This is a genomic window from Kineosporia sp. NBRC 101677 (assembly GCF_030269265.1).
Taxonomy (GTDB): domain Bacteria; phylum Actinomycetota; class Actinomycetes; order Actinomycetales; family Kineosporiaceae; genus Kineosporia; species Kineosporia rhizophila.
This window is the reverse complement of the sequence record NZ_BSTA01000001.1, coordinates 690,279-709,649: the sequence shown is the minus strand read 5'-3', so window position 1 is coordinate 709,649 and position 19,371 is coordinate 690,279. Positions and strand designations below refer to the sequence as shown.

Annotated in this window: 24 protein-coding genes; 12 read left to right on the top strand and 12 right to left on the bottom strand. The window is 70.9% G+C overall.

The genetic code is table 11. The features are described 5' to 3' along the window. The first annotated feature begins 51 nt into the window (after positions 1–51). From QSK18_RS03190 to QSK18_RS03180, 3 genes are read left to right on the top strand one after another with little or no spacing between them, the layout of a single operon-like run. Positions 52–327: a hypothetical protein gene (locus tag QSK18_RS03190; protein WP_232808397.1), complete on the top strand. Its 276-nt coding sequence runs from the start codon at positions 52–54 to the stop codon at positions 325–327. A 49-nt stretch (positions 328–376) separates the two neighbouring features. Then, positions 377–958, top strand: a complete 582-nt coding sequence (locus QSK18_RS03185) for an RNA polymerase sigma factor (protein ID WP_232808396.1) — start codon at positions 377–379, stop codon at positions 956–958. After that, positions 958–1,992 (top strand): hypothetical protein, encoded by a 1,035-nt coding sequence (locus tag QSK18_RS03180; protein WP_285616518.1) that lies wholly within the window; start codon positions 958–960, stop codon positions 1,990–1,992. Before QSK18_RS03185 ends, QSK18_RS03180 begins: the two co-directional genes overlap by 1 nt. Before the next feature lie 35 nt (positions 1,993–2,027). Here the strand turns inward: QSK18_RS03180 and QSK18_RS03175 are convergent, their stop codons facing one another. The 6 genes from QSK18_RS03175 to QSK18_RS03150 are packed head-to-tail and all read right to left on the bottom strand — an operon-like array spanning position 2,028 to position 8,065. Next, positions 2,028–2,501 carry a nucleoside deaminase gene (locus QSK18_RS03175; RefSeq protein ID WP_232808394.1) on the bottom strand — a complete coding sequence of 158 codons (474 nt, stop codon included), beginning with the start codon at positions 2,499–2,501 and terminating at the stop codon, positions 2,028–2,030. After that, a complete protein-coding gene (locus QSK18_RS03170; RefSeq protein WP_285616517.1) occupies positions 2,498–3,478 on the bottom strand; it encodes an ornithine cyclodeaminase family protein in 981 nt (326 codons plus the stop codon). The genes QSK18_RS03175 and QSK18_RS03170 overlap by 4 nt, the downstream gene beginning before the upstream one ends. Before the next feature lie 33 nt (positions 3,479–3,511). Further along, the gene (locus QSK18_RS03165; RefSeq protein ID WP_285616516.1) at positions 3,512–4,423 is read right to left on the bottom strand and encodes an ABC transporter permease; all 912 of its coding nucleotides are present in this window, start codon (positions 4,421–4,423) and stop codon (positions 3,512–3,514) included. Then, a complete protein-coding gene (locus QSK18_RS03160; RefSeq protein ID WP_285616515.1) occupies positions 4,420–5,526 on the bottom strand; it encodes an ABC transporter permease in 1,107 nt (368 codons plus the stop codon). The genes QSK18_RS03165 and QSK18_RS03160 overlap by 4 nt, the downstream gene beginning before the upstream one ends. Continuing rightward, entirely contained in the window at positions 5,523–7,064 is a 1,542-nt protein-coding gene (locus QSK18_RS03155) for an ABC transporter ATP-binding protein (protein ID WP_285616514.1), read from the bottom strand. The genes QSK18_RS03160 and QSK18_RS03155 overlap by 4 nt, the downstream gene beginning before the upstream one ends. Beyond that, positions 7,064–8,065, bottom strand: a complete 1,002-nt coding sequence (locus QSK18_RS03150; RefSeq protein WP_269809470.1) for a BMP family protein — start codon at positions 8,063–8,065, stop codon at positions 7,064–7,066. The genes QSK18_RS03155 and QSK18_RS03150 overlap by 1 nt, the downstream gene beginning before the upstream one ends. Positions 8,066–8,222: 157 nt before the next feature. On the opposite strand from QSK18_RS03150, the gene QSK18_RS03145 reads away from it, so the two are divergent. After that, entirely contained in the window at positions 8,223–8,942 is a 720-nt protein-coding gene (locus QSK18_RS03145) for a GntR family transcriptional regulator (protein WP_232808388.1), read from the top strand. A 2-nt stretch (positions 8,943–8,944) separates the two neighbouring features. Here the strand turns inward: QSK18_RS03145 and QSK18_RS03140 are convergent, their stop codons facing one another. After that, positions 8,945–9,391 carry a BLUF domain-containing protein gene (locus QSK18_RS03140; protein WP_285616513.1) on the bottom strand — a complete coding sequence of 149 codons (447 nt, stop codon included), beginning with the start codon at positions 9,389–9,391 and terminating at the stop codon, positions 8,945–8,947. 223 nt (positions 9,392–9,614) lie between these two features. On the opposite strand from QSK18_RS03140, the gene QSK18_RS03135 reads away from it, so the two are divergent. The 3 genes from QSK18_RS03135 to QSK18_RS03125 are packed head-to-tail and all read left to right on the top strand — an operon-like array spanning position 9,615 to position 11,203. Continuing rightward, positions 9,615–10,121, top strand: coding sequence for a PGPGW domain-containing protein (locus QSK18_RS03135; RefSeq protein WP_232808386.1), 507 nt, complete (start codon positions 9,615–9,617; stop codon positions 10,119–10,121). Between the two features lies 1 nt (position 10,122). Beyond that, on the top strand, positions 10,123–11,028 hold the full coding sequence (thyA, locus tag QSK18_RS03130; RefSeq protein WP_285616512.1) for a thymidylate synthase: 906 nt from the start codon (positions 10,123–10,125) through the stop codon (positions 11,026–11,028). Positions 11,029–11,050: 22 nt separating this feature from the next. Continuing rightward, complete coding sequence (locus QSK18_RS03125; protein ID WP_232808384.1) at positions 11,051–11,203, top strand: hypothetical protein; 153 nt, start codon at positions 11,051–11,053, stop codon at positions 11,201–11,203. Positions 11,204–11,208: 5 nt separating this feature from the next. Here the strand turns inward: QSK18_RS03125 and QSK18_RS03120 are convergent, their stop codons facing one another. Then, on the bottom strand, positions 11,209–12,075 hold the full coding sequence (locus QSK18_RS03120; RefSeq protein WP_285616511.1) for a DODA-type extradiol aromatic ring-opening family dioxygenase: 867 nt from the start codon (positions 12,073–12,075) through the stop codon (positions 11,209–11,211). Between the two features lie 50 nt (positions 12,076–12,125). Then, positions 12,126–12,713 carry a TetR/AcrR family transcriptional regulator gene (locus QSK18_RS03115; RefSeq protein WP_285616510.1) on the bottom strand — a complete coding sequence of 196 codons (588 nt, stop codon included), beginning with the start codon at positions 12,711–12,713 and terminating at the stop codon, positions 12,126–12,128. A 59-nt stretch (positions 12,714–12,772) separates the two neighbouring features. Here QSK18_RS03115 and QSK18_RS03110 point away from each other — a divergent pair, with 59 nt between their 5' ends. From QSK18_RS03110 to QSK18_RS03095, 4 genes are all read left to right on the top strand, one after another. Continuing rightward, positions 12,773–13,609, top strand: coding sequence for a CPBP family glutamic-type intramembrane protease (locus QSK18_RS03110; protein ID WP_285616509.1), 837 nt, complete (start codon positions 12,773–12,775; stop codon positions 13,607–13,609). Positions 13,610–13,703: 94 nt separating this feature from the next. After that, positions 13,704–14,465 carry an alpha/beta hydrolase gene (locus tag QSK18_RS03105; RefSeq protein ID WP_285616508.1) on the top strand — a complete coding sequence of 254 codons (762 nt, stop codon included), beginning with the start codon at positions 13,704–13,706 and terminating at the stop codon, positions 14,463–14,465. A gap of 78 nt (positions 14,466–14,543) precedes the next feature. Beyond that, the gene (locus QSK18_RS03100; protein WP_232808379.1) at positions 14,544–14,966 is read left to right on the top strand and encodes a hypothetical protein; all 423 of its coding nucleotides are present in this window, start codon (positions 14,544–14,546) and stop codon (positions 14,964–14,966) included. 45 nt (positions 14,967–15,011) lie between these two features. Continuing rightward, positions 15,012–15,200 carry a hypothetical protein gene (locus QSK18_RS03095; RefSeq protein ID WP_232808378.1) on the top strand — a complete coding sequence of 63 codons (189 nt, stop codon included), beginning with the start codon at positions 15,012–15,014 and terminating at the stop codon, positions 15,198–15,200. Between the two features lie 24 nt (positions 15,201–15,224). Here the strand turns inward: QSK18_RS03095 and QSK18_RS03090 are convergent, their stop codons facing one another. The 3 genes from QSK18_RS03090 to QSK18_RS03080 all read right to left on the bottom strand — a co-directional run bounded on the left by QSK18_RS03090 (position 15,225) and on the right by QSK18_RS03080 (position 17,351). Then, the gene (locus tag QSK18_RS03090; protein ID WP_232808377.1) at positions 15,225–15,410 is read right to left on the bottom strand and encodes a hypothetical protein; all 186 of its coding nucleotides are present in this window, start codon (positions 15,408–15,410) and stop codon (positions 15,225–15,227) included. A 357-nt stretch (positions 15,411–15,767) separates the two neighbouring features. Next, positions 15,768–16,760 (bottom strand): hypothetical protein, encoded by a 993-nt coding sequence (locus tag QSK18_RS03085; protein ID WP_285616507.1) that lies wholly within the window; start codon positions 16,758–16,760, stop codon positions 15,768–15,770. A gap of 3 nt (positions 16,761–16,763) precedes the next feature. Beyond that, positions 16,764–17,351 (bottom strand): SigE family RNA polymerase sigma factor, encoded by a 588-nt coding sequence (locus QSK18_RS03080; protein WP_232808375.1) that lies wholly within the window; start codon positions 17,349–17,351, stop codon positions 16,764–16,766. 206 nt (positions 17,352–17,557) lie between these two features. Between QSK18_RS03080 and QSK18_RS03075 the strand changes: the two genes are divergently transcribed. Continuing rightward, the gene (locus QSK18_RS03075; protein ID WP_285616506.1) at positions 17,558–19,369 is read left to right on the top strand and encodes a tetratricopeptide repeat protein; all 1,812 of its coding nucleotides are present in this window, start codon (positions 17,558–17,560) and stop codon (positions 19,367–19,369) included. Positions 19,370–19,371: the final 2 nt, after the last annotated feature.

The window sequence follows — 19,371 nt, the reverse complement described above, 5'->3', positions numbered from 1 at the left end:
TCGGACAGGACCTAGGCTGGTCCGGTGCCCCGCCCGGATCAAGGAGTCACCGTGTCCGACCAGGACCAAGCCCTCAGCAGCCCGTCCGCCTGGCAGTGGCGCTGGCCCGGTCTGGCGGTCGGCGGGATCGAGATGATCGAGGGCACCCTGATCTTCCCGATCGAGGAGGCCGGGCTGAAGCAGGCCTGGGGCGAGGACGACCTGGAGGCGGCCCGGCGTACCTACCCCGACCAGCCGGTCGTGCTCACGCCGGACGGGCTGCTCATCCTGATCGGGCCGCACGCCGAGGCGATGTCGGCCGCCATGCAGAACCCCGAGGCACTCTGAGCCGGCCGGCCGTCTGAACGCTTTGCCTCCGCCCCGACTACTAGTGGGTGTGAAGAGCCGCAGAGCATCGGACGCCGAGCTGATCGGCCGGTCGCTGACCGGCGAGGCCGAGGCCTTCGTGGAGATGGTGCTTCGGCACGAGTCCGCGATCGGGGCCTTTCTGGTGCGGCGGGTGGGCCGGGACACGGCCGAGGACCTGCTGGGTGAGGTCTGGGTGGCCGCCTTCGCCGCCCGTAAGACCTACGACCAGCAGTACCCGGACGCGCGCCCCTGGCTCTACACCGTCGCGTTGAACCAGGTCCGGCATCACTGGCGTTCGCAGCCGCCCGAGGATCTGGTGCCGGATCTGAACGAGCAGGGCGGCGCGTGGGACCCGTGGCCGATGGTGCAGATGCGGGTGGATGCCCAGGCCGTGTTCCGGGATGCCCTGGCGGGGCTGCGGTCCGACGAGCGTGAGGTGCTGACCCTGGTCGCCGGGGAGGACCTGACGGCCGCCGATGCCGCCCGGGTGCTGGGCATTCCGGCCGGCACGGCCCGGCGTCTGCTGCACCAGGCCCGCGAGACACTGCGCGGCACCCCCGAGGTCGCGGCTCTCCTGACCGAACTGAACAGCGTGAGAGGGAGCAGGTAATGGTGGACGAGATGGACCTGGCGAAGAAGTCGTTGCAGGTGTCGCCGCTGCGGCCGGAGGCGCACGAGCGGGCCCGCGCCGACCTGCGGGCGGCCCTGGAGGAAGCCTCTGGCCGGGGCGAGGTGGCCTTCCTCAAGCCGCGTCGGCGGCGCACCCCGTGGATCGGCGCCGGGATCGGTGCGCTGGCGGCCGGTGCGGCCGTGGTGTTCGCGGTCAGTTCGATGTCGCAGCCCGCTACGCCGAAGGCCCCGGTGGCCCAGGGGCCGGTGGTCGAGTCCGAGTTGATCTCCCTGGCCACCCGCCTGACCGCCGCCGGCGAGGCCGGGTCGGGAGACGCGTCCCTGGTTGTTCGCACCCAGACCATCGACGGTCAGGATCCCACGGTCAGCTACAACCTCTACACCGATGACGGCCGCTACTTCGGCGCCGCGGACGAGGCGTCGCTGCGCCAGGCGATCGGTGAGGGCTCGGACGAGGGCTTCTCGCGGATCGTCGCGAACAGTGTCGAGGCAGCGCGGTTCGCGGTGGACGGTGACCTCGAGGAGGCCCGTCGCCGGATGGTCGACGCGGCGCCCAACAGCCTGGGCCTGGGCCTGGACGAGGCCGCGCGGCAGAAGATCTGGGACGAGACGCTGGCCGAGAACGCCGACGTCTACGAGGCCAAGGGCTACCAGCCGCCGAAGAACCCGCCCACCGGCAAGAAGCTCGAGCAGTTGGTCGGCTCCCACCTGTGGAACCAGGGGCTCGACGCCCTGAACGGCGGCAGCGGCAGCCCCGAGGTGCGGGCCGGCGTGCTGCGGCTGTACGCGTCCGTGCCCGAGGTCAAGGTCGAGAAGACCACCACCGAGGGGCAGGCCACCCTGACCCTCACCGCCGGTGCGGCGCTGTCCGGGGGCGGCGCACCGCAGGTGCTGACCGTCGACGCCGAGTCGGGCACTCCGATCTCGCTGGTCAGCGCGGCCGACGCGGACGTGCCGGGTTCGCAGAGCACCTACCAGGTCTCCCGCGTCTCGGTGTCCGACTTCACGGCCTGAACGGGTGGGGGCGCCTGACTGCAGGCGCCCCCACCTCAGCGTGCGGCGAAGGCCAGGAAGGGTTCGAGCGCGCCCACACCCTCGATCGGCCCCTCGAGAACGACCTTCGAGGAGGCGCTTTCGATGATGTCGCGGCAGCGCAGGGTGAAGCTCGGCCCGGGGGCCAGGTACTGGGCGAAGTCGGGTGTGGCGGCGGCGAAGACGATGCGGGACAGGCCGGCCCAGACCATGCCGGTGGCGCACATCGGGCAGGGCTCGCCGCTGGCGATCATGATGCCGCCGGGGATCTGCTCGGCCGGGCCCAGGCGACGGGCGTTCACCACGGCCTCCAGCTCGGCGTGGGCGCGCACGTCGCCGGTGGAGGGCACGGCGTTCATTCCCTCGGCGATCATCTCGCCCTCGGCCGAGAGCAGGACGGCGCCGAAGGGGTGGTCGCCGCGCTCGACGGCCAGGTGGGCCAGTTCGATGGAGCGGCGGATGTGGACCTCGTGGTCGAGGGCCTCGCTCATGCGGACAGCTCCAGTTCGGTACCGACTCCCAGGGCCCGGGCCCGTTCGACCAGCAGGTCGGCCACCGCCAGATCCTGCAGACCCAGCCCCACCGAGTTGAACAACGTGACCTCCTGCGCGTCCGAGCGGCCCGGCGCGAGGCCGGCTGTCACCGCGCCGAGCTCGACCGACACATCGGCCTGCACCACGGCGCCCTCGGCCAGAGCCAACACCACTTCTCCGGACTTGGCCAGAGCGGTTGCCAGCGAGTCGACCACCACCCGGGAACGTCGCAGCCCCTCCCCGTCGATCTCCCGATGATCCGGCCGCGGAGGCGCACCCACGGCATTCACGTGCAGGCCGGGGCCGAACCAGGCGCCCAGCACCAAGGGATCGCGTGACGGCGTGAGGGTGCAGACGACATCGCTGCCGCGTACCACTTCCTCCACCGTCTGAACGCTTTTCACGGTGATCCCGAGGTCGGCGACGGCCTGGCGATAGCGTTCCAGCGTGGCTGGGGTACGCGACCAGACCAGAACGGTTTCCAGGTCCAGCACCTCGTTCAGCGCGCGGGTGTGCTGGACCGCCAGGCCGCCCGCACCCACCAGTCCCAGAGTGCGACTTTCCGGGCGAGCCAGGAAGGCCGTGGCCAGGGCACTCGCGGCGGCCGTGCGCACCGCCGTCACCAATCGTCCGTCGATCAACGCCTGGCACTCACCGGTCTCGGCCGAGGTGACCAGGATCGTGGAGCGTTGCACGGCGAGGCCGCGCCCGGCGTTGGCCGGGATGTCGGCCAGCAGTTTCACCGCTGCGGTGGTGGGGGTGGCGGCGACCATGGGCACCAGCGAGGCGCCGTTCATGGTCATCGCCGGTGGGGCAGGCACCACGGCCCGGCCGAGGGCCAGTTCGGTGTGGGCCTGCTGAAGAGCCGAACGGACGTCGGAGTGCGGGTTTTCGCCGAGGAGTCGGCTGACGTCGGAGTGGGTCAGGATCAGCAAGGGGACGTCCTCACGGGAGTCGGGGTGGGGAGGTCAGGCTCGGGCGAAGGGCACGGTCAGGCCCGAAGGGGCGCGGCTGGCGCCGGCCAGGCCGCTGACCGCGATGATCGCGACCAGGTAGGGGAGCATCGTGAGCAGGGCGGGCGGTACGTCCACACCGAGGGCCGGCAGCGCGTACTGCAGGGCCTGAACCACGCCGAAGACCACTGCCGCCAGAGCAGTTCCGACCGGCCGCCAGCGCCCGGCGATGACCGCGACCACGGCCAGGTAGCCGATACCTGCGGTCATGTTGTCACTGAACGCCCGCACCTCGGACAGGGCCAGCTGGGCTCCGGCCAGGCCGGCCAGGGCGGAGGTGAGCAGGATGCACAGAGTGCGCAGCCGGAGCACGGGCAGGCCGGTGTGGTCGGCCGCCACCGCGTCCTCGCCGACCGCATCGATGCGCAGGCCGGGCCCGGTGCGGGGCGAGAGCGTCAGGGCCACCCCGCCGGCCAGCAGGAGGCACAGGTAGCCGAGCGGGGTCAGGCCGAAAAGGGCCGGGCCGATCACCGGGATCTCGCTCAGTCCGGGCAGATTCAGATCGGCGAAGGCGGGAACGGTGTCGGTGGAGTCCAGCCACAGCCGTGCCCCGAACGTGGTGGCGGCCAGGGCGAGGGCGTTGAGGGCGATGCCGACCACGATCTGGTCGGCCCGGCAGCGCACCGACAGGATCGCCTGGGCCAGACCGGTCAGCAGCCCCCCGAGCACCCCGCAGGCGGCGCCCAGCCAGGGTGATCCGGTGGCCACCGCCCCCGCCACCGAGGTGAAGGCGCCGGTCAGCATCATGCCTTCCAAGCTCAGATTGAGGACGCCGGCCCGCTCGCTCACGAGCTCGCCGACCGCGGCCACGAGCAGGGGGAGGGCGAAACCAATGCCGCTGACCAGGATCTGGGTGAGGATGCTCATCGTCCGGCTCCCGTCAGTTCGGCCGCCCGGTCGGAGGCCGGGCCGGCTCCGTCGCGGGTACGGGCGAGCCGGCGCCGGGTGGCCCAGCCGGCCGTGGCCGCGATGAAGAGGATGATCAGGCTCTCGACGATCGACACGGTGGTGGCCGGCACCCCGGCCACCAGTTGCAGATTGATCCCGCCGGAGACCAGGAGGGCCAGCAGCAGGCCGACCGACACCAGGCCGAGCATGGAACCGCGGGCCAGCAGGCCGACCACGAGCCCGGAGAAGCCGTAGCCGGAGGTGAAGCCCTCGGCCAGGATGAACGGCGCCGTGGCCACCAGCAGGCCTCCGGCCAGCCCGGCGAAACCCCCGGCGCCGGACAGGGCCAGGAATCGGGTGCGCGCCACCGGGATGCCCAGGCGGGCGGCGGCCTCGGGGGCGTGGCCGAGCGCGCTGAGCCGGATGCCGGAGGCGGTGTGGCGCAGCAGGACTCCGACCGCGATCACGGCGATGAGAGCGATGACGACGGCGATCGTGGCGGGTGAGCCGGTCAGGCCGAGCAGAGGCAGGCGGGCGCCGTCGATCAGAGCGGACGACTGGGGCAGGGTTTCGGAGGACGTCACCGGCTGCCGCAGCAGAAAGGGTTCGTGCACCATCAGCGTCACCAGGGCGATGCCGACGAAGTTCAGCAGCAGCGTGGTGATGATCTCGCTGGTGCCCAGCCAGGCGCGTAGTGCGGCGGCGATGGCGGCCCAGCCGAAGCCGGCGGCTGCGGCGCCGGCCAGGACCAGGGGCAGAGCCAGGGCGGCCGGGGTGCCGGTGGGGAGGGTGGTGCCGATGGCGGCCGCGGCGATGCCTCCGGCGCAGATCTGGCCCTCGCCGCCGACATTGACCAGCCCGGCCCGGTAGGCCAGGACGAAACCGGCCGCCACCAGGAGCAGCACGGCTGCGGTGTTGACGGACTTGCCGATCGCGTAGGGGGTTCCGAACATGCCCTCGGCCAGGGCGGAGACGGCGGTGGCAGGCGAGGCTCCGGCGACCGCGCACAGAACGAGCCCGATCACCGCGGCCGCGGCGGTCGAGGCCAGGGCCGTGAAGGCCGGGTGGTAGGTGAGTCTCATGCCGTCGTTCCCGTCATCAGGGCGCCGATCTCGGCCTCGGCCGAGGGGGTTCCTGCCTCGACCGGTCCGAGCAGGCGACCCCGGTAGCTGACCAGCACCTGGTCGCACAGGGTGAGAAGCTCGTCGACCTCGCTGGAGACGACCAGCACGGCCACGCCGCGGCCCGCGGCCTCGCGCAGCCGCTCAAGCACGGCCGCCACCGCGCCCACGTCGAGACCCCGGGTGGGCTGCGCGGCGACCAGAACCTGCAACCCCTCGATCGACAGCTCCCGGGCCAGCACGACCTTCTGCTGATTGCCGCCGGAAAGGGACTTCATCGGCGTGCGGGGTCCCGGCACCCGTACGTCGTAGGTCTCGATCAGTTGTGCGGCAGCGGCTTCCAGCGTCTTTCGGTCGAGCAGCCCGTACCTGCGGAAGTCTCCCAGGCGGGACAGGAACAGGTTCTCGGCCACGGAAAGGTCCGCGACCATGCCCTCGTGGTGCCGGTCTTCCGGAACCACACCCAGACCGTGAGCCGTGCGCAGCGCCGGAGGCGCGTCGGTCAGGTCGAGGGTCTTCAATTTCACCGAACCCGACGTGGGCCGCAACGCTCCCGAGAGCACCCGCACGAGTTCGCTCTGGCCGTTGCCCTCGACCCCGGCGATTCCGGTGATCCGGCCCGGCAACAGATCCAGCTGCACGCCGTCCACCAGTTTCGACCCGTCGGCGGCGGTGACCGAAAGGTCCCGCACCGAAAGCACCGGCTCGGCTGCGGTCCGGGTGACCGATCGGCGGGTGACCCCGGCCCCGGCCGCTGCGGCCGCAACGCTCGAGACGTCTTCGGGTTTCTGACCCAGCATCAGCGAAAGCAATTCTGCCACCGCAACTTCACTCAGACGTCCCCCGCCGGCGACGGTTCCGTGGCGCAGTACCGTCGCCTCGTCCGCGACCCGGGAGACCTCGCCCAGCTTGTGCGTCACCAGCACCACGCCGCGGCCGGACGCGGCGATCGCCTGACAGACTCCGATCAGCGCGTCGATCTCGGCCCCGTCGAGCACTCCGGTGGGCTCGTCGAGCAGGATCAGGTCCGGATCGGTCAGCAGCGCCTTGACGATCTCGGCCTTCTGCCGCCCGCCCACCGGCAGGTCGGCCACCCGGGCGTTCAGGGCGACGGACAGGCCGAACTCGTCGCGGATGCGCTCCAGACGGGGGCCCAGCCGGGCCGAGCGCCGGCCGAAGAACCGGCCCGAGGCCAGCAGCAGGTTCTCCTGCACGGTCAGGGTCGGGATGAGCGAGAAGTGCTGGTGCACCATCGCCACACCGCTGCTCAGGGCCTCGGCCGGGGACGAGGGGCGGTAGGGCCGGTCCTTGAGGGTCATCGAGCCGGACGAGGGCCGCACGCCGCCGTTGACCAGGTTGCACAGCGTGGACTTGCCGGCCCCGTTCTCGCCGAGCACGCAGTGCACCGTGCCGGCGCGGACCTGGAGGTCGACGCCGTGCAGGGCCTCGACCGGGCCGTAACGCTTACCGAGGTCGCTGAGCCGGAGCAGGGTGGTCATCAGTAGGGCTCGACCGCGCCGGAGGCCAGCTGCGTCTTCGCCTTCTCCAGCGTGGCCCGGATCTCGGCGTCCTCGTCGCAGAGCACGAAGTCGGTGGCGTCCTTGTCCGAGGTCAGGCCGAACGGCACCTGCTCGGCCTTCCAGGTGCCGTCCTGGACGGCGGCGACCGCGTACTCGATCTCCTTGCCGATGTCGGTCTGCACGTAGCCGACGTAGGACTCGTCGTCGCAGCTGCCCGGGATCGGGCCGCCGATCATCCGGGCGCTGCTCTCGGCCGCGGCCTGCTGGATGCCCTGCTTGCCGAGGTTCACGATCTGCCCGAGCACGTCGGCCCCGGCGCCGTAGTTCGCGGCGGCCGCCTGCTTGGCCTTGGCGGGATCGTTGAAATCGCCCACGTACTGCGGCGGAAGTACCTTCACGGCGGGATCGGCGAACTGCGCGCCGTTGCTGAAGGCGTTCGCCGCATTGACGATCGCGGGCAGTTCCACCCCGCCGACGAAGCCGATGGTGCCCTTGGCCGAGGCCATCGCCGACACGGCGCCGGTGAGGAACTCGGCCTCGGCCTGCTGCGGGTCGTAGTAGGCGAGGTTGGCCAGGGGCTCGGCATCGGCCGGGCCGCCGATCTCGACGAACTCGACCTCGGGGAACTGCGGCGCGACCTTGCGCACGTCGGCGTCGGTCTGCCCGCCCAGCGAGATCACCAGGTCGTTCTGCGACGCGAAGCGGACCAGGGCCTGTTCGTAGTCGGCGGCCTCGACCTGTTCCACGTAGCTGAGCTCGACCTCACCGGCCTTCTTCAGGCGTTCGTAGCCGAGGTAGCCGGACTGCATGAACCCGGTGTCGGAGATCGAGCCGGGGAAGAACACGCCGACCTTGAGGGCGTCGTCGCCGGCCGCCGGGGAGGCCTCGGGGCTGTCCGAGCCGCAGGCGCTGAGCAGCACGGATGCCCCGACGAGGGTGGCGGCCAGAAGGCTGTGGGGCGGGAACGAGCGGGAGGCCATGGCAGTGAGCCCTTCGTTGTCTGCGTTCACCAATTAGCGGTATACCACTAAGCAACGAGGGTGGTGAGGGGCTGTGACGGCCACGTTTCGGCGGGGTAAAGGTCGGGAAAGTTCGTGGGGGACGAGGGCGGTGAGCAATGCTGGGGGTGTGACGGTGGTGCGGAACGGCAGAGAGAAGCCCGGCGACCAGGGATCGGCGCCGTCGTTGCGCGAGGCGACCTACGACGAACTGCGCAGCCGCATCGTCAATCTCGTCTATGCGCCCGGGCAGCGGCTTTTCGAGCGCGACCTGGCGGCGGAACTCGAGGTCTCGCGGATCCCGCTGCGCGAGGCGCTGCAGTTGCTGGCCAACGACGGCCTGGTCGTCCTGGTGCCCCGGCAGGGAGCCCTGGTGGCCCCGTTCACCGCCGCCGACGTCCGTGATCTGTTCGATGTCCGCGAGAGCCTGGAGGTGCTCGCCGCGCGCCTGGCCGCGCACCGGGTGGGCGAGGAGGGGCTGGCCGAGCTGCGCGAGCAGATCGACCGGGCCCGCGGGGCCCTGGCGGCCCAGGACCACCCGGCCATCGCGGCGGCGAACTCGCAGTTCCACCGTGTGCTGGTGCGGATCGCCGACAACCCGCTGCTGACGTCCATGATGCGGCCTCTGGAGGCCCGCACGCAGTGGCTGTTCCACCTGACCCGGCAGCGCGACCTGGGGCAGCAGTGCGACGAGCACCAGGAGCTGTACGACGCGCTGGCCGCAGGCGATGCCGAGCAGGCCGCCCGCTGCGCGTTCGAGCACGTCACCTCGGGCCGGGAAGACAGCATCGCGCTGGCCCGGGAGTGGTCGGCCGCCACGATCAACCCGGTCGAGGTCACCCGCTCACGCCGGCGCTGAGGCTAGGGGGTGACCGCCCGGCCGGCCTGGAGCTCCAGCAGGGCCCGGGCCAGCGAGGGGTTCTGGAGCAGCTCGGCGGTCGGGCGGGGGTCGTTCAGGTACTCCGGGTCGGTGGCGATCAGCGCGAGCACCGACTCGGTGGTGATGGTGGCCAGCCGCATCCGCCAGCCCTCGAACCCGCGGCCCTCACGTTCGCCCTGGTGGACCACCGTGCTGTCGACGTGCAGCAGGTCCTGGGTGATGCGCCGGTAGGTCTCCTCCACCGCCTCCTGAGGGCCTTCCAGCAGTTGCACGAAGTAGGCCGCATCGCCCGGGCGGTCGTGCACGTGCAACAGGCAGCCGGTGATGTCGGCGGCGGCGTTGCGCTCACGGCTGCGGCCGAGGAAGACCTCGAGTTCGTTCTCGCTCAGGTCGACCACGGCCCGGCTGGCGTAGATGAGCTCGTACAACGAGTGCTCCCAACCTTCGGCTTCGACTGAGCCTCGGCAAGCTACCCGAGTCAGGTTGAGCGGCGACTCGAGACGGATCGGCGATCCGGAGGGCACTTTCAGGTGAATATCCGGCGGAACCGGCGTGCGGGCGTCGGCCGTTGGGCAGGATGGCCTCGCGGGGCAGGCTCCGGCGCGGTGGAATGTCCGCGCCGGCCCGATGACGAAAGTACAGGTAGCTGCCATGAGAGTGCCCGGGACGAACGCCCTGAAGAGCCTTGCGCTGCAGGTGGTGGGCTGGGCGCTGGTGCTGGCCGGGATCGCGGCCCTGGTGCTGCCCGGGCCGGGTCTGCTGGCGCTCTTCGCCGGGCTCGCCGTGCTCGCCACCCAGTACGAGTGGGCCGAGCGGCGGCTCGAGCCGGTGAAGAAGGCGGCGCTGCGCACCGCGGCCGACAGTGTGGCGGCGCCCTGGCGGATCGCGATGTCGGTGCTCGGCGTGCTGTCGCTGATGGCGATCGGCATCGTCTGGGGGGTCGGCACGCCGGTGCCCTCGTGGTGGCCGATCGACGACGAGTGGTGGCTCAAGGGCGGCTGGGGCGTGGGGGCCTCGCTGATCGTTTCGGCGCTGATCGCGGCGGCCACCATCGTCTACTCGTACCTCAACTTCCGCGAGATCCGTCACGAGGAGGCGGTCGAGGAGGCGCAGGAGGAGGCCGAGGAGCGGCGGAGGTCGCAGCAGTCCGGGAGGTAGTGTGGCGAGCGTGGAGTACCTGCCCTACGCCGAACGTCAGCCTTCCTCCGAGTACCGCGAGGTGCTGCGGCGGATCCTCACCAGCGGCGTCGAGGTGCCCACCCGTCAGGGCGTGACCGCGCTCACCCTGATGCAGCAGACCATGACCTTCCCGCTGGCCAACGGTTTCCCGCTGATCACCGAGCGCAGCGTGAAGGCGTTCTGGCAGAAGGCGATCGGCGAGCTCTGCGCGTTCGTCAACGGCGCCACCACGATGGACGAGTTCGAGGAGTTCGGGTGCGACTGGTGGGGGGCGTGGGCCACCCCGGAGAAGACCCTGAAGAAGGGGATCGAGCCGGGCACGCTCGGCCCCGGCTCGTACGGCGGCGCCTTCCACGACTTCCCCACCTCCGAGGGCGGCGGGTTCGACCAGTTCAAGCACCTGGTCGAGCAGATCCGCGAACTGCCCGGCGACCGCACGCATTTCGTTTCGCCGTGGATCCCGCAGTACCAGATCCGCGGTGCGGGAAAGCTTCCCAGGACCACGATCGCTCCGTGCCACGGCTGGGTCCACGTGCGGGTGCTCGGCGGCCGGCTGCACCTGCACATGTTCCAGCGCTCGGGAGACGTTCCGGTGGGCGTGCCCTCGAACATCGTGCAGTACGCGGCGCTGACCCTGATGCTGGAACAGCTGACCGGGTATCCGGCGGACACGTACTACCACACCATTTCGGACGCCCACATCTATCTCGACCAGAAGGAAGCGGTCGAGACGATGCTGGCCCGCGACCCGCGGCCGTTCCCGACCGTGCGGCTGACCGAGGCCGGGCGGGCCGTGAGCGACATCCACGACTTCCGCGCCGAACACTTCGAACTGGCCGACTACGACCCGCATCCCGGCATCCGGGGCATTCCGGTCGCCACCTGAGGCCGGTTGGTACCGTCCTGCTGTGATCAGCAGAGCGGTGGGGATCTGGGCCATGGCCCTCGGTGTGGGGCTCGGGGTCCTGGCGGTGGCGATGCAGTCGCTGGGGGTCTCCGGCCTGGTGCCCGCGCTGGTCGGCGTCGTCCTGGTGATCTTCGGGATCTTCGCGGCCTTCTGAGGGTCTCAGGCCATCTGCATCGAGCGGATCGAGTTGCCCATCACCATGCGGCCGAAAGCGGTCTCGATGCCCTGGCCTGGGGCCGACGCTGCGCCGAGAGTGAGCAGCAGGGGCACGAAGTGGTCGGCCGTGGGGTGGGCGACCTGCGCGCCGGGAGCCTTGGCCCGGTAGTCGACCAGGGCGTCCACGTCGCCGCGGGCCATCGCGTCCACCGCCCAGGTGTCGAAAGCCTGGTTGTGCCCGATCAGTTCGGGGTGCCGGAACACCGCGAAGCTGTGCGTCATGAAGCCCGAGCCGATCACCAGGATGCCCTCCTGGCGCAGGGAGCGCAGCCGCTCGCCCAGCTTCAGCAGGGCCGCGGGGTTCATGCTGGGCATGCTGAGCTGGATCACCGGCACGTCGGCGGCCGGGTACATGGCCATCATCGGGATGAACGCGCCGTGGTCGAGGCCACGGTTGACGAACTGGTGCAGGGGCTCGGTGTCGGCCAGGCTGCCGGCCACCTGGTGGGCCAGGGCGCTCGCGTCGGGGGAGCGGTACTTCAGCTCGTAGTAGCGCGGGTGGAAGCCTCCGAAGTCGTAGTACAGCTCGGTGCCGGCTGCCGATGCGGAGATCGCCAGCGGGGCGTTCTCCCAGTGCGCCGACACGATCACGATGCCCCGCGGCTTCGGCATCGACTGGCCCCAGGTGTACAGGTCACGCAGCCAGTCGGCGTCGTCCAGGGTGGGTGGGGCGCCGTGGCTGACGAACAACGACGGGAGCGGGCCGTCGGCCGGTTCCCAGAGGCGCTGCTCGCGGGCCTGCGGCAGGACGTCGGCGAGGAGGGCGTCGTAGGCCCCGGCCGGCACCTTGGGGTTGAACGGATCAGACATGGCGAGCTCCCAGGAGCGTGCGGTTGAGAGCCGTCACTGTACTTGAATCCTCAACTATCTGGCGAGAGGGCCTGCCCGATCAGCTGCTCGGCGAGTGCGAGCAGGCGGGGCGGGGGAAGTCGCTGCGGCTCGGCCAGGGCGGTGACGGCCAGGCCGTCGAGTCCGGCCAGGAGCAGGGTGGCCCGGTCCAGTTCGGGCTGGTCGCTGCCGTGGTGGTGGGTGAGCAGGCGGGTGAGGATCTCGGCCAGTTCCTGCCAGGTGGCGGCATGAGCCTGGGTGATCGCTGGATCGGCGGGCGCTGCGGCGATGAACGCCAGCCACACCCGGGCCTCGGTGGCCCGGGTCTCGTCCAGGGGGAGGATCTCCAGGGCCAGAGCCCGCAGGCGCGCGGAGGCTGATCGCCGGTCGCTCACGAGGGGCTCGAGCCGGGCCTGGACCGCGGCGTCGACCTGGTGCATCGCGGCCAGCAGCAGGGCCTGCTTGGTGGGGAAGTGGTGCTGCACCAGGCCGGCGCTCACCCCCGCCTGGGTGGCGACCTTGCGCACGCTCACGCCCTCGAGGCCGTGGGTGGCCACCAGGTGCACCGCCGCCTCGGCGATCACCTGTCGGCCGCGTGTCGGATCCCAGGCCTGGTCCATGCGCAATCCTAGTCTTTGGTCTACTTGTCCGATACGACTGTATTGCTGATGCTGGATCGATGAGGCAATACAGTCGTACTGCCCGGGGGGTTCGGGCGCTGCTGGGCTGGAGTGCGTTCGTCGTGGCGATGGCCGCGGCCTCGCTCGGCCTGGCCGCGTTCGAAGAGGCCGTCAGCCACCCTCCGGACGTCCTGGTCAAGGCGGTTCCGGCCGTCATCACGCTGCTCGTCGGGATGCCGTTGGTGCTGCTCGTGCACCGGCGGGACCGGTCGCCGCTGGCCCTCGCGCACCCGGAGCAAGCTCTTGCTGGAGCGATGGTCACCGTCGCCGCGGTGGGCATCACCTTCGGGCCCGCCTTCCTGGCCGGCTGGATCTCCTTCACCGCCGTCGAACCGGCTGTGCTGCTGCTCTTCCTGGTCACCAACACCCTTCTGGCGTTGGCGCACGAAGCCGTCCCGGAAGAGCTGGCGTTCCGGGGTTCGGTCTACGGTTCACTGCGCGGCAGTGGGCGGCTGAAACTGGCGGCCGTCCTGACCACGGCCAGTTTCGTCGTGGCTCCGGCGGCTGCCATCGCATTGACCGCGGCGGCTGGTCAGGTGCTCGGCATTCCCACTGATCCAGCCACTTTCGCACCCGGCGGCCAGGATCCGGTGGCCTACGCCGTGCTGCTCACCGCCTTCAGCGCGGTCTTGCTGCTGGCCCGGGAGGCGACGGGATCGTTGTGGGCAGCGATCGGCGTACATCTGACCTTCCTCACCGCCAACCGCATCCTTCTGCCCAGCGACAACTTCGACACCGGCCTGTCGGTGGCGACCGAACCGGGTGTGGAACTGCTCGTGCTGGTCTACCTGCTGGTGGCGGGACTCGGCTTCGTCGTCCTACGCCGGCGCGCTTGACGGCAGACGGCCGACCGGGGCATGGTGTCGATCAGCTTCGCGTGCCGCTGGCGGACTGCGTCAGGCATGGAGGAGCCGAACCTCAAGGTCGACATTGCCTTTCGAGATCGCTGCCCGGATCGACGTGGTCCCGGCCCCCGTAGCAGGTCCCCGCCCCGCCGTCATGGTGTTCCCAGGTGGCGCCTACCGGTTCCACGCCCCGCACGAGGGGGCCGGGGTCGCGCACTGGTTCGCCTCCATCGGGGTGCACGCTTTCACTTTCCGCTACCCGTTCCCGTCCGAGACCGATTGGCCGGGGCCGCTGGTCGCCGCCCGGCAGGCCCTGGACTGGGTGCGCAGCGGCGAGCACGGGCTGGACGTCGGCAAGGTCGGGGTGTTCGGCGCCAGCGCCGGCGGGCACCTGGCCGGGCTGCTGGCCACCGGTGCGGTGCTGAGTCTGGACGCGCCCGGAACATCGCCCCCGAGGCCGGAATTCAGTGTGCTGGCGTACTCGGTGGCAGATCTGAAGCTGCTCCCGGATGCGCCGGTCGAGGCCATGACCAACGGGCGCCTGCACCTGCGCGACGAGTTCTCGCCGGTCACCCACATCTCGCCCGGGACGGGACCGGTCTTCGCCTGGTGCACTCTGAACGATCCACCCGGCCTGCCCAACACGCTGGAGCTCGCCCGGGCCTGCGCCGCGGCCGGGGTGAGCTGCGAGATCCATGTCTTCCCGGAGGGGTATCACGGCATCGGGCTGGCCGACGGCGTGTCGTGGGGCGAGGCGCCGGAGGGGGAGCGGATGCCCCCGCTGGTCAGCATCCCGCACACGGCCGGCTGGACCGACCTGTGCGAACGCTGGCTGCGTCAGCTGTGAGCCTGGTGAGCCCGGTGAGCGGGAAGGCCCCCGGACGGCGCTACCCGCGGCGGCGGCCGGTGCCTAGCCTTGAGTGTCATGGGCAACGGGGAGACGCAGCAGGTGGACACCGAAGCCATCACGCAGGCCTGGGCCCGGGCGCAGCTCGCCCTGGACGAGGGCAACCGTGAGGAGGCCGTGCGGTTCGGGGTGAAGGCCCTGGAACTGGACCCGGCCTTCCGGGTGCACGCACCGGCGACCGGCAACTCACCGCGCCGGGTCACCGGGCACGAACTGGTGCCGCACACCTGGGCGCTCTACGTGCCGCACCTGGAGGTGGTGGCGGTCAGTCGCTCGTTCTGGAACGAGTTCACCGCCTCGGCCGAGATCCACCGGTTCGCCGACCGGATCGGCGAGTTCAGCGAACCGACCTGGGTGCGCTACGACCCCTGGGTCTGGATGATGCACATCGAGTACTCACGGGGTGACCCGTTCACCACCCCGCTCGCCTGGCCCGAGTGAACGCGCCCGAGCGGGACCCAGGTGGCTGCTCTACTCTTGCCCGGCATGAGTGAGTCGTCACCCGGCATGGAGCAGATCGAGCAGGCAATGACCGTCCTCGCGGCGGCGAGTCCCGAGGATCTGCCGTTCGACTTCGTCTACCGCCTGCGTGCGTGGCACGAGCAGGAGGTGCTGAGGCTCGACCCGAAGCAGCCCCAGCAGAACTACAACTGGTTCGCCGACCAGGCCCAGTAGGGGCCCTTACGGGTCCAGTGCAGGTCAGTACAGGTCGACCACCACCACGGCCGGCACCACGATCGGCCAGTAGTCGTCCCAGGTGCGGTACTCGCACCGGATCAGGTACTCGCACCGGCCCACCCAGCGGTACTGGGCGCAGACCGCCCAGCCGGTTGCGACCAGGGCCCAGCTCGCCATGAAGAGCCAGGTCAGCAGCACTGCGGTCACGACGCGCCCCCTTCGCCGAGGGCAGCCATCGAAGCAGCCGGGCCGAGGTCCGGGGTGGATGTCCGGCTGCCCGCGCGTCTTCCGTAAGGTGCCCCTCTGGGCGTACCTGGCCAGGAACGCCCAGACCCCTCCCGGCTCCGACCAGCCGGGAGGGGCGCTCTGGGGGATGAGGTCCCGCCGTGGGAGGGACACGACGGGACCTACTGCTCAGGACACCGGTCATGAATCCGGCGCCCTGAGCAGGAAGCGATGCGGTCTCGTGGCCGACGGAACCGCATCTCCTCAGCGCGTCAGTCGTTCGGGGTGGGGCAAAGGTTGCTCGTGTTCCGGAAGTTTTTTCCGGACCTGGTCGGCGGACTAGCGGGAGGCCGCTGTCGCCGCCGCCAGGTGCACCGGCCCGCGACCGCTCTGCAACTCGATCGTGGTGTCGCCGGCGTGCGAGGGGATCTGCAGGGTGGTGACGAACCCCTGGGCGTTGTCGCCCAGCGTCACGTTCAGATCCTTCAGGCCGCCGCCCTTCACCACGATGTTCATCGCGTTGCCGGTGTAGAGCGTGACCGTGCGCGCCGCCTGCGAGGCCGTCACCGTGACGACCGCGCCGTTGGTCTGCATCCAGCGGGTGCTGCCGGCCCGGTTCGACTCGGGGACCCCGCCTTCCCACGAGAGCTTGAACGGCCCGTCGACGCTGGACGCCGAGTCCGGGGCCACGAAGTTCAGCAGCGGGGAGGTGGAGGAGGACTTCTTGCGCACCGTCTTCATGTCGTTGCGGGAGCCGATGGCCAGCCAGTCCTCGTCGGCGTCGCCCAGGACGATCTCCTGGCCGGTGCTGAGCGGGGTGACCGTGCCGATCGCGGCGGCCGCACCCGTTCCCGACCCGCTGGAGGCGGGCGGCTGCTTCGACTGCGTGGTGCTCGTCGGCGGCGTGCTGTCCTTGTCGTCGGACGTCTTGTCCTCGCCGTCGGGCTGGCCCCCCTTGGAGGTGGCCTCCTTGTCCGGCGTGGATTCCTTACGGTCGTCGGAGTCGCTCTCGGTGGTGGTGGGCGCCGCCGAGGTCGGGGTGTGGCTCGGGGTGGTCAACTCGGGCATCTCCACCGGCAGCTTGGTGGCCGGGGTGCCGGTGTCGGACGGGCCCATCTGCGAGGCCGCGACCGTGACGCCGCCGCCGATCAGGATCGCGGCGGCCGCGGACAGGAACACCGGCCGGCGGCGCGGCCCCTGTTCGACGACCCGGCGGCGCAGCGGCACGACGTTCGGGCGCTCACCCTCCATCCGGCGACGGATGGCCGCGACGTCGGGTTCGTGATCCGCCCCCAGTCCTCGCAGGGCTTCGAGCAGTTCATCCTCGGGCACGGATCACGCCTCCTTCCGGTTCGTTCTGGCGGCCCGCGCACTGCTTGCGGCAGTGGCGAGCTCGTTCGGGGCCAGCTGACTGCGCAGCTGGGCAAGACCTTTGGATGTCTGACTCTTGACCGTGCCGAGGCTGATGCCCAGGGTTCGGGCGACCTCTTCCTCCGGCAGGTCCAGGACGTGGCGCATCACCACGCAGGCCCGGCGCCCAGGGGGCAGGGCCAGGACGGCAGCCTGTAGGTCGACCGCGCCACCGACGTCCGGCGAGTGGTAGAACCACCGGGTCAGCGGCGCCATCAGGCGATGCCGCTGCCGGTCCCGCACAGCCGTCCGGACGCGTTCCACCGACAGGTTGACCACGATCTTGCGCACGTAGGCGAGCGGGCTGTCCGCTGCCTGCACCCGATCCCAGCGCTCCCAGGCGGAGGCCAGCGCCTCACCGACCACGTCGTCGGACTCGGCCCGGTTACCGGTCATGCTGTAGGCCAGGCGGGCCAGCTCACGGTGATGACGACGGAAGAAGTCCTCGAACTCGGCTCGTGCGCTGGCCTTGCCGAGCCGGACCGGGCTTCCCGTCGCCGGGGGTTTGCTCATCCGTGGAGCCGTCTCCTTGTCCTTGTCTCGAGCCGTACGGAAGACACCCGAATGCCCGCGGGGGCCTTCCGTACGTGCTGTAGGTCGGGTGAGAACCAGCAAAGGTTGCCCGGTTGCGGGGGAATTTATGTTTTGCCGCGGATAAGGCCGCGTGCAGGGGTGTTGAGATCCTGGCCGGAGCGGCCTGCTCTGGCAAAATCGCGACCGTGGGGGAACCGGGGGCGATGACGCCAGGTGAGGACGACGTCGCACAGAGCTTCGGCCGGGCCCGGCAGGCGGCCGCGGAACTGGCCGGCGGGGCCGCGGTCGACGCCGTCCTGAGCGTCCTGGCCTACTTCCACCCCGACGGTCTGGGGCCCGAGGTGCTGGCCCGACTGCCGGGGTTCGCTCCCGCCGTAGACGCCCTGATCGCCACCGGCGGCCTGAAGCGCGAGGCGAGCACCGGCGTCCTCAAGATCCCGGTGTCGGTCGCCCGCGCCCTGCGCGCCCAGGACCACACCGACGCAACCGCCGCCGGCCGCATCGAAGGGCTGGCGGACGTCCTCAGTGGGATGGTCACCGCCACCCGCCCCGAGGGCGACGACGCCGCAGCGGTACGCCGCACGGCCCGGGAGCTGGGCCGGCATGCGATCACCCTGTGGAATCATGCACTGACGATGAGCGAACAGCGTGTTCTCGAGCCGGTGAACCAGATGGTCACGCTGGCCATCGGGCACCTGCAGTCGGCCGGCGAGCCGGAACGCGCGGTGGAGGCGGCGGAAGACGTGCTGGGTGGGTGCCGCCGGGTGCTGGGCGACGAGCACCCGCTGACCCTGCTGGCGGCCGGCCGGCTGGGCGGGCTCCTGCTCTCGTCCGGAGACGCCGCCCGCGCCGCCGACCTGCTCGCCCCGGTGCTCACCACCCGGCCCGATCCGGGCGGCCTGGCCCAGCCCGAACTGATCACGATGACCCACGACCTGGCCTACGCCCGAGGTGCGGCCGGGCAGGTGGCCGAGGCGATCCCGCTGTATGAGAAGGCCTTCGCGGCGAGCTGCGCGGTCTACGGCGACGGGCACCCGGTCAGCCTGACCATCCTGGGCAACCTGGCCGAGAGCTATCGGGCGGTGGGCGACTACGGCCGCGCCGTGCCCCTGCTGCGTCAGGTGCTCGAGGAGCGGCAGGAATCGCTGGGGCACGACCACCCCGACACCCTCACCGCCGCCAACAACCTAATCGGTGCGTACAGTGACCTGGACGGAACAGCCGTCCCGGTCAGTGTTTTCGAGACGATCTACACCAGTCGCGCCCGGGTGCTCGGCGCCGACCACCCCAGCACCCTGATCTCGCAGAGCAACCTGGCCAGCGCCCACCAGCGGGCGGGCGACCTGCCCCGGGCGATCGCGCTGATGAAAGAGGTGCTCCGGCTGCGCCGGGCGAAACTCGGCGCCCAGCACCCCGACACGCTGACCGTGATGAGCAACCTGAGTGCCGCCTACGCCGACTCGGGCAAGGTGTTCCGGGGCTACCGGCTGTGCCGCAAGGTGGTGTCCGGACGCCGGGCGACCCTGGGCGAACGGCACCCCGACACCCTGCTCTCGATGAACAACCTGGCCCAGGCCCACCTGGCCGTGGGCCGGATCAGGGCCGCCCTGAACCTGCACGCCCAGGTGCTGAGCGAGCGCAGCGCCGTGCTCGGGGCCGATCACCTGGACACCCTGGCCTCGATGAACAACCTGGCCTCGGCCCTGAACCGGGCCGGTCACCCGGCCGACGCCCGGCCTCTGCACGAGCAGGCCCTGGACGGGCGCCGCCGGATCCTCGGGCCGACCCACCAGGACACCCTGGCCTGCCTGAACAACCTGGCCTACGCGTGTCTCGGCACCGGCGAGACCGAAACCGCCCTCAGGCTTTTCGCGCAGGCCTGGGAAGGGGCGCTGAGCACCCTGGGGGCCGGTCACCCGATCACCAGGAAGTTCGAGGACAACCTGCGCCGGGCCCGGGAGACGGGCGCTCTCAGGGGCGGGTCAGGGACAGGCTGAGG

Excerpts from the sequence above, each read along its gene's own strand:
- QSK18_RS03180 (WP_285616518.1), top strand. The coding sequence starts at position 958 with ATGGTGGACGAGATGGACCTGGCGAAGAAGTCGTTGCAGGTGTCGCCG.
- QSK18_RS03175 (WP_232808394.1), bottom strand. The coding sequence starts at position 2,501 with ATGAGCGAGGCCCTCGACCACGAGGTCCACATCCGCCGCTCCATCGAA.
- QSK18_RS03165 (WP_285616516.1), bottom strand. The coding sequence starts at position 4,423 with ATGAGCATCCTCACCCAGATCCTGGTCAGCGGCATTGGTTTCGCCCTC.
- QSK18_RS03160 (WP_285616515.1), bottom strand. The coding sequence starts at position 5,526 with ATGAGACTCACCTACCACCCGGCCTTCACGGCCCTGGCCTCGACCGCC.
- QSK18_RS03155 (WP_285616514.1), bottom strand. The coding sequence starts at position 7,064 with ATGACCACCCTGCTCCGGCTCAGCGACCTCGGTAAGCGTTACGGCCCG.
- QSK18_RS03150 (WP_269809470.1), bottom strand. The coding sequence starts at position 8,065 with ATGGCCTCCCGCTCGTTCCCGCCCCACAGCCTTCTGGCCGCCACCCTC.
- QSK18_RS03135 (WP_232808386.1), top strand. The coding sequence starts at position 9,615 with ATGAGAGTGCCCGGGACGAACGCCCTGAAGAGCCTTGCGCTGCAGGTG.
- QSK18_RS03120 (WP_285616511.1), bottom strand. The coding sequence starts at position 12,075 with ATGTCTGATCCGTTCAACCCCAAGGTGCCGGCCGGGGCCTACGACGCC.
- QSK18_RS03115 (WP_285616510.1), bottom strand. The coding sequence starts at position 12,713 with ATGGACCAGGCCTGGGATCCGACACGCGGCCGACAGGTGATCGCCGAG.
- QSK18_RS03110 (WP_285616509.1), top strand. The coding sequence starts at position 12,773 with ATGAGGCAATACAGTCGTACTGCCCGGGGGGTTCGGGCGCTGCTGGGC.
- QSK18_RS03100 (WP_232808379.1), top strand. The coding sequence starts at position 14,544 with ATGGGCAACGGGGAGACGCAGCAGGTGGACACCGAAGCCATCACGCAG.
- QSK18_RS03095 (WP_232808378.1), top strand. The coding sequence starts at position 15,012 with ATGAGTGAGTCGTCACCCGGCATGGAGCAGATCGAGCAGGCAATGACC.
- QSK18_RS03080 (WP_232808375.1), bottom strand. The coding sequence starts at position 17,351 with ATGAGCAAACCCCCGGCGACGGGAAGCCCGGTCCGGCTCGGCAAGGCC.